General features: G+C 56.6%; 1 rRNA gene. It reads left to right on the top strand.

Annotated features, from left to right (window positions below):
• Nucleotides 1-1392 (top strand): 23S ribosomal RNA (locus Sdi02f_RS35485); the annotation flags it as partial.
• Between the last annotated feature and the right edge of the window lie 22 nt (nucleotides 1393-1414).

The following is a 1414-nucleotide window of genomic DNA, read 5'->3' as shown; positions in this document are numbered from 1 at the left end:
CTGAGACCTGATGCCGAGCCGATTGTGGTGAAGTGGATGATCCTATGCTGTCGAGAAAAGCCTCTAGCGAGTTTCATGGCGGCCCGTACCCTAAACCGACTCAGGTGGTCAGGTAGAGAATACCGAGGCGTTCGGGTGAACTATGGTTAAGGAACTCGGCAAAATGCCCCCGTAACTTCGGGAGAAGGGGGGCCACACCTGGTGACCGGATTTACTCCGTGAGCTGGGGGTGGCCGCAGAGACCAGCGAGAAGCGACTGTTTACTAAAAACACAGGTCCGTGCGAAGCCGTAAGGCGATGTATACGGACTGACGCCTGCCCGGTGCTGGAACGTTAAGGGGACCGGTTAGCTCCATTTCGGTGGGGCGAAGCTGAGAACTTAAGCGCCAGTAAACGGCGGTGGTAACTATAACCATCCTAAGGTAGCGAAATTCCTTGTCGGGTAAGTTCCGACCTGCACGAATGGCGTAACGACTTCTCGACTGTCTCAACCATAGGCCCGGTGAAATTGCACTACGAGTAAAGATGCTCGTTTCGCGCAGCAGGACGGAAAGACCCCGGGACCTTTACTACAGTTTGATATTGGTGTTCGGTTCGGCTTGTGTAGGATAGCTGGGAGACTGTGAAGCTCGCACGCCAGTGTGGGTGGAGTCGTCGTTGAAATACCAGTCTGGTCGTGCTGGATGTCTAACCTGGGTCCGTGATCCGGATCAGGGACAGTGTCTGATGGGTAGTTTAACTGGGGCGGTTGCCTCCTAAAGAGTAACGGAGGCGCCCAAAGGTTCCCTCAGCCTGGTTGGCAATCAGGTGTTGAGTGTAAGTGCACAAGGGAGCTTGACTGTGAGACCGACGGGTCGAGCAGGGACGAAAGTCGGGACTAGTGATCCGGCGGTGGCTTGTGGAAGCGCCGTCGCTCAACGGATAAAAGGTACCCCGGGGATAACAGGCTGATCTTCCCCAAGAGTCCATATCGACGGGATGGTTTGGCACCTCGATGTCGGCTCGTCGCATCCTGGGGCTGGAGTCGGTCCCAAGGGTTGGGCTGTTCGCCCATTAAAGCGGTACGCGAGCTGGGTTTAGAACGTCGTGAGACAGTTCGGTCCCTATCCGCTGTGCGCGTAGGAGTCTTGAGAAGGGCTGTCCCTAGTACGAGAGGACCGGGACGGACGAACCTCTGGTGTGCCAGTTGTTCTGCCAAGGGCATGGCTGGTTGGCTACGTTCGGGAGGGATAACCGCTGAAAGCATCTAAGCGGGAAGCCTGCTTCGAGATGAGGACTCCCACCCACTTGATGGGGTAAGGCTCCCAGTAGACGACTGGGTTGATAGGCCGGATCTGGAAGCACCGTGAGGTGTGGAGGTGACCGGTACTAATAGGCCGAGGGCTTGTCCTCAGTTGCTCGCGTCCACTGTGTT

Origin of the sequence: Streptomyces ardesiacus, assembly GCF_003112575.1 — a bacterium.
GTDB lineage: Bacteria > Actinomycetota > Actinomycetes > Streptomycetales > Streptomycetaceae > Streptomyces > Streptomyces ardesiacus.
This window is presented reverse-complemented; position numbering and strand designations above follow the sequence as displayed.